The following is a 6,452-nucleotide window of genomic DNA, read 5'->3' on the forward strand; positions in this document are numbered from 1 at the left end:
ACGTCTTTTTTTATTTTAGAGTTCTTTTTGCTATGTTTGAACAATGGTCTGAGATTCTTTCTAGGTTGCTAATTAATTCTATATATAATATTCCCATATCAATTTCACACTTATCATTATTTAATCTAGATATATGATTTACTCGAATAGATTTTTCTATTTTATTTACTTCACTTTCTATTTTAATTATTTTTATCGCTATATCTTTATCTCTGCTATCAATAAGTTTTAAAGAATTTTCATAGTTTTCCATTACCTTTTTATACATATTATTAACTTCTGATACACTTTCATCAGACATTTTTGCTCTTCTTTCAATTGCTATTTGCGATAGTTCTGATATATTTTTTGAATGTTCTCCAATTCTTTCAATATCATTTACAGTACTAAAAAGATTATCTATATCTTCGATTAAGCCATGCTGTATTGATTTTTTAGATAGTTTTAAAAGATAGCTTATTAAACTGTTTTGAAAGTCATTTATTGCCTTTTCTTTTTCAAAAGTTACCTTAACTTCTTTTTCTGACTTGTTAACAAAACTTTTCATAGCACTTTCTAAGCATTCTTTAGCAACATCTCCCATTTTAAGAGTTTCCTTAATAGCATTTGAAAATGCAATAGATGGTGTCTCTAATACTCTCTCATCAAGATAAGTTTTATTATTTTCTTCGTCTTCATTACTAGGAACAATTTTCATTGCTAATTTTACTATATATTTAGAGAAAGGAAGTAAAATTAAAACTGATACTATATTAAAAATTGTATGAGTATTAGCTATTTGCCTAGCTATATCATTTGGATTTATTTTAGTAACTATAGATACTGTTGGTCTATTTAAAAGTAGTAAAAATAATGCTGTACCTATTACATTAAATAATAGATGCATAATTGCTGCTCTTTTTGCGTTTCGATTAGCTCCAATACTTGATATTATTGATGTTACACAAGTACCAATATTTTGACCGTATAATATTGGTAGTGCTGCATTTAAAGGAATTAACCCTTGTGATGCAAGAGCTATTAGCATCCCCATAGAAGCACTTGAACTTTGAACAATTGCAGTTATTGCAAAACCTAGTAGCAAACCTAATATAGGTCTTTGTCCAAAACCTACTAATGCGTCTGTAAATCCTTTAAATTCAGCCAATGGTTTTACTGCATCTTTCATAAATTCCATTCCTGTAAATAAAATCCCAAATCCAAGTAATATTTCAGCTAGATTTCTTATCTTAGATTTTGATGAAAATAAATATAATATAATACCTATACCTAAGGTTATCGGAGCTAAACCTTCTAAATTGAAACTTACAAGTTGAGCTGTAACTGTAGTTCCAATATTTGCTCCCATTATAACTCCTATTGCTTGGTTTAAAGTCATTATTCCAGCATTTACAAACCCAACTACCATCACAGTAGTAGCACTAGAACTTTGTATAATTGCAGTCACAAGTGTTCCAACTAAAACTCCTATAATTATATTACTAGTTAAAAGTTCTATTATTCTTTTTAATTTATCTCCTGCTGATTTTTGAAGTCCTTCTCCCATTAAATTCATTCCATACAAAAAAAGGCCTAATCCTCCTAAAAGGCTTATAGCTATATTCAAATACATCCCTCCTTTTTTATTTTTAGATAATATAAACTTATGATTATCTATTTTTATAGTTATAATTCATAAATAAACTTTAATTTAAATAATATTATATAAGTATTTTATAATCATACAACATTAGAATATTAATATAATTCTTGGTTAAATTATTAATAACTAAATGTATCAAGGAGGAAATCATGGCTAAAAATAAAAACAATAAAAAAGCTAAAAATACAAAATTAGAAATAGCAGAAGAACTTAATATTGAACCAAGACTAAGACCTTCTAAGACTGGATCTGTAAGCCAAAATACTGCAAGACCCGTAAGCTCTCATAAATAGATAGTGAAATGTTTATTAAAAAAGCACTACTTAATTTGAAAAAGTAGTGCTTTTTACATATTATAAATTAAAGTTTGTACTAGCTAAATATAGAAAACATTTTCTTTTTTCTATTGACTTATTATTTATTTAAGTTATAATTTTAAACAACAAGTAGATAACTGAGATAGAGGCGCGAAATTTAAAAGTAATATTATGGAGGTAAGCTCAGTGAAGTAATATAAAAGGAAATTTCGCCGAAGTGAATAGTTAATAGCTTTAATACTATTTGCTGGTCTTATATAGAATATATATGAGACTGTCACAATTTGTGAAGAGCTATTTTCAATGAAAACGTACGATACATTCATATTATTGTATGGAGTTTTCGTATTTTTGTCATGAACATAGTTTCATGGCTTTTTTATTGTCAAAAAATTTTATATTATCTTAGTTACCTGCTTATGGAAAATTGATACCATAAGGAGGATAATTAAAATGAATGAACAAAGTCAAGAGTTAAAAAGAGGTTTAAAAGCAAGACACCTAAATATGATAGCTTTAGGTGGTTCTATTGGAACAGGTATATTTCTTGCAATGGGAAATACTATTAACCAAGCTGGTCCTGGTGGCGCATTAGTGGCCTATAGTTTAGTAGGTATTATGGTTTATTTTTTAATAACAAGTTTAGGAGAAATGGCAACTTATATGCCTATATCAGGTTCTTTTAGTTCTTATGCTACTAAGTTTATTGACCCAGCGCTTGGATTTGCACTTGGATGGAATTACTGGTACAACTGGGCTATAACAATAGCTGCTGAAATGGTTGCTGGTTCTTTAATTATGAAATATTGGTTTCCTAATATTTCTGGAATTTATTGGAGCTTATTATTTTTAGTTATCATCGTTTCTTTAAACTTTTTATCATCAAAAGCATACGGCGAATCTGAATATTGGTTTGCTGGAATAAAATTAGTCACTATAATTATTTTTTTAATAATAGGTGTGTTGATGATACTTGGAATAATGGGCTCTAGTGATATAGGCTTTCATAATTATTTTATATCTGATGGTCCATTTCATGGTGGATTAAAGTCAATATTTGCTATTTTTTTAATTGCAGGTTTTTCATTTCAAGGTACAGAACTTATAGGAGTTGCCGCTGGTGAAAGTGAAAATCCTGAAAAAACTATCCCAAAAGCTATAAAATCAATATTTTGGAGAATACTGATATTTTATTTAGGAACTATAATTGTTTTAGGCGCTATAGTACCCTTTACACAGGCAGGCGTTTCTGAAAGTCCATTTACAATGGTGTTTGAGAAAGCAGGTATAGCTGGAGCGGCTTCCCTTATGAATGCAGTAATATTAACTTCTGTATTATCTGCTGGTAACTCTGGTATGTATGCATCAACTAGAATGCTTCATTCTATGGCTAAAGAAGGATTGGCTCCTAAAATTTTCGCGAAAACTAATAAAAGAGGTGTCCCTGTAAATGCTTTAATATTAACGACTATAGTTGCTTCTTTTTGTTTCTTAACAGGTATATTTGCAGAAAGCACTGTCTATGTTTGGTTAGTTGCTGCATCTGGACTTGCTGGCTTTATATCATGGTTTGGTATAGCAATTTGTCACTATAGATTCAGAAAAGCTTATGTTCATCAAGGTAATAATTTAAAAGATTTAAAATTTAAAGCTAAGTGGTATCCATTTGCACCTATATTATCACTACTAATGTGCATAATTATTATAATAGGTCAAGGATTTTCTTATATAACACCAAATGGAATTGACTTTAATGGGCTAATAGCTTCTTACATAGGTATTCCTTTATTCTTAGGATTATATATTGGATATAAAGCTAAATTCAAAACTAAAGTTATTCCTCTAGAAGAAGTTGATTTGACTTATATTGAAAATACTGATAGATGCTTACAAGAAGTTAAGAGATAAATACTTATTATATAAAAATAAAAGAGTATAGACATTTTGTCTATACTCTTTTATTTTTATCCTACAAGCATGAATATAAAGTGAGCAGATGCACCAGCACATATGCCACCTATTGTATGTGATAGTATTGCTTTGCTTGTTATTTGTCTAGCATCTAAAGCATCCATCATACCTACATGTGTACTTAGATAACCGCTCCAACACATTCCCATAGCAGTAAATACTGCTATATCATTTGGAGTTACAATTCCATCTGTTATAAACTTAGGTACAAGTGACATTGCTGCCCCAACAGCCCCTAGTGAGGTAATTGGGAATGATATGGCTTCTGGTGATGTAAAACCAAATAATGGCTCTAATATAAATCTAAGTTTTTCTCCTAAAATTGGAAGAAGCCCTATACCTTCATATGCAGCACCTGTATATACTGCTGCTCCAGTATTAGGATCAGTAGATGGACCAAATGTTAATAGCATTACTACTGTACATACTACTAATACCCCAGGTATTATCGCTAGTCCTAATTCTACTCCACTTTTTCCCCCTTCTAACATTGCATCTAAAAATCTTTGGAATACATTTCCTTCCCTAATCTCTCTTAAATCTTCACTTCTAGATAATTTTAAATTACTTAAATCTGATTCAGAACTATAATTATAAAACTTTTTTGTAAAATATAACATTATTCTTACACTTATAATACTTCCTATTATTGCACCAATATTACCTATTATTGCAGGCAATACGTACTGTTCACCTTGAGATATCATAAATGTAGTTACTATAAGTCCCATTCCAAAAGATGTACCTAAATTACATAAAGCTGGGATTTGATAATTTTTAAAATATTTAGTAAATGATTTATCTTTGCTAAATGATATTATTGCAGGGTTATCTGATAAGTAAGTAGTTATTGCTCCAGCTATGCTCGCTCCGGGTAGTCCATATAAGGGTTTCATAAAAATGGCAAATATTTTATTAAGTAGTTCTATTACACCAAACTCTGATAATAGCGCACTTAATGCACCTGCTAATACTGCCATTGCCATTATTAAAAATACTGTGTTTAAAAGTAAGTCGTGTGCTGTGTTCATAATAACTTTAAACATTATTCCAGCACCCATGATATTAGCTACATATAAAAATCCAGCTAATAAAAGTCCAGTAAATACAAAAGCTTCTATGCCTATGGCTTTTGTACTTCTCTTTGATATGCCTTTTTCCATATAAATTTCGTCTCCCTTATTAAATTTTGTGACTAAGAGCATCTTTCTAAAATAACTTTTAATCTATGTTTACAATATTATACAATAAATAAAGTTATTAATCTATATAAACTTACTTATATCAATGTATCAATAAAATAAAAATAGGAGAGAATTTTTAAATTCTCTCCTATTTTACAATCTACTCGTTATGAGCTAAATTCATATTTTTTACTACATAGTTTACTAAGTCAACAGTTCTTGTTGAGTATCCCCACTCATTATCATACCAAGAAACTACTTTAACCATGTTGTTTTCTAACACCATAGTTGATAATCCATCTATTATAGATGATCTTGAATCTCCTTTGTAATCAACTGATACAAGTGGTTTTTCACTATATCCTAATATTCCATTTAATTTACTTTCAGATGCTTCTTTTAAAGCAGCATTTACTTCTTCTACAGTTACTTCTTTTTTCAGTTCACATACTAAATCTACTAAAGAAACTGTTGGAGTCGGAACCCTTACTGAGAATCCATTTAATTTACCTTGTAATTGAGGTAATACTTTTGCAACAGCTTTTGCAGCACCTGTTGTAGTTGGTATCATTGATTCAGCAGCTGCTCTTGCTCTTCTTAAATCTTTATGATTTTTATCTAATATTTGCTGATCATTTGTATATGAATGTATAGTAGTCATTAATCCTTTTTCTACACCAAAGCTTTCATCTAACACTTTAACAAACGGTGCTAAACAGTTAGTAGTACAAGATGCATTAGATATTATATTGTGTAATTCATTATCATATTTTTCTTCATTAACACCCATAACTATAGTTATATCTTCATTAGTTCCAGGAGCAGTTAATATTACTTTTTTAGCTCCTGCATCTATATGCTTTTGCGCTTTTTCTTTCTGAGTAAATAATCCTGTAGATTCTATTACTAAATCTACACCTAATTCTCCCCATGGTATATTAGCTGGGTCATTATGTCTCACGATTTTTATTTCTTTTGAGTTTATTACTAAAGTATCATCATCTTTAACTTCTACATTTCCTTTAAATGTTCCATAGCATGAGTCATATGTAAATAAATGTGCTAAAGTTTCTGCATTTGCTCTCGCATTTATAGCCACTATTTCTATATCGTCGTTTAATCTTTCTTGTGCAATTCTTAAAACCGCTCTACCGATTCTACCAAATCCATTCATACCTACTTTTATTTTCATATTTAAATCCCCCTATATTGCTAAGATATATACTTTCATTGATTATTGTATACTTTTTATTTAAATTGTGCAACATATTTTATTATTTTTTAATTATTTTTTGTTTTTTTATCATTTTTGATAAATAGTGTATACTTTTTATTATT

5 protein-coding genes and 1 riboswitch are annotated in these 6,452 nt (G+C 29.2%); of the genes, 2 read left to right on the forward strand and 3 right to left on the reverse strand.

The window, feature by feature from the left end; translation table 11 throughout:
- Window positions 1–10: 10 nt before the first annotated feature.
- A complete protein-coding gene (locus BN899_RS09495) occupies window positions 11–1,606 on the reverse strand; it encodes a Na/Pi cotransporter family protein (protein ID WP_042274907.1) in 1,596 nt (531 codons plus the stop codon).
- Window positions 1,607–1,791: 185 nt separating this feature from the next.
- Between BN899_RS09495 and BN899_RS19040 the strand changes: the two genes are divergently transcribed.
- Together BN899_RS19040 and BN899_RS09500 are read left to right on the forward strand one after the other, a co-directional pair.
- Complete coding sequence (locus BN899_RS19040) at window positions 1,792–1,935, forward strand: hypothetical protein (protein WP_154658896.1); 144 nt, start codon at window positions 1,792–1,794, stop codon at window positions 1,933–1,935.
- Window positions 1,936–2,094: 159 nt separating this feature from the next.
- A riboswitch (Lysine riboswitch) is annotated at window positions 2,095–2,264 on the forward strand.
- Between the two features lie 148 nt (window positions 2,265–2,412).
- On the forward strand, window positions 2,413–3,867 hold the full coding sequence (locus tag BN899_RS09500) for an amino acid permease (protein ID WP_042274908.1): 1,455 nt from the start codon (window positions 2,413–2,415) through the stop codon (window positions 3,865–3,867).
- A 56-nt stretch (window positions 3,868–3,923) separates the two neighbouring features.
- On the opposite strand, the gene BN899_RS09505 is transcribed toward BN899_RS09500, so the two are convergent.
- Window positions 3,924–5,093, reverse strand: a complete 1,170-nt coding sequence (locus tag BN899_RS09505; RefSeq protein ID WP_042274909.1) for a CD0519/CD1768 family membrane protein — start codon at window positions 5,091–5,093, stop codon at window positions 3,924–3,926.
- 181 nt (window positions 5,094–5,274) lie between these two features.
- Window positions 5,275–6,306, reverse strand: coding sequence for a type I glyceraldehyde-3-phosphate dehydrogenase (gene gap / locus BN899_RS09510; protein ID WP_042274910.1), 1,032 nt, complete (start codon window positions 6,304–6,306; stop codon window positions 5,275–5,277).
- Window positions 6,307–6,452: the final 146 nt, after the last annotated feature.

Origin of the sequence: Faecalimicrobium dakarense (assembly GCF_000499525.1) — a bacterium.
In the GTDB taxonomy this organism is placed as follows: Bacteria; Bacillota; Clostridia; order Peptostreptococcales; family Peptostreptococcaceae; genus Faecalimicrobium; species Faecalimicrobium dakarense.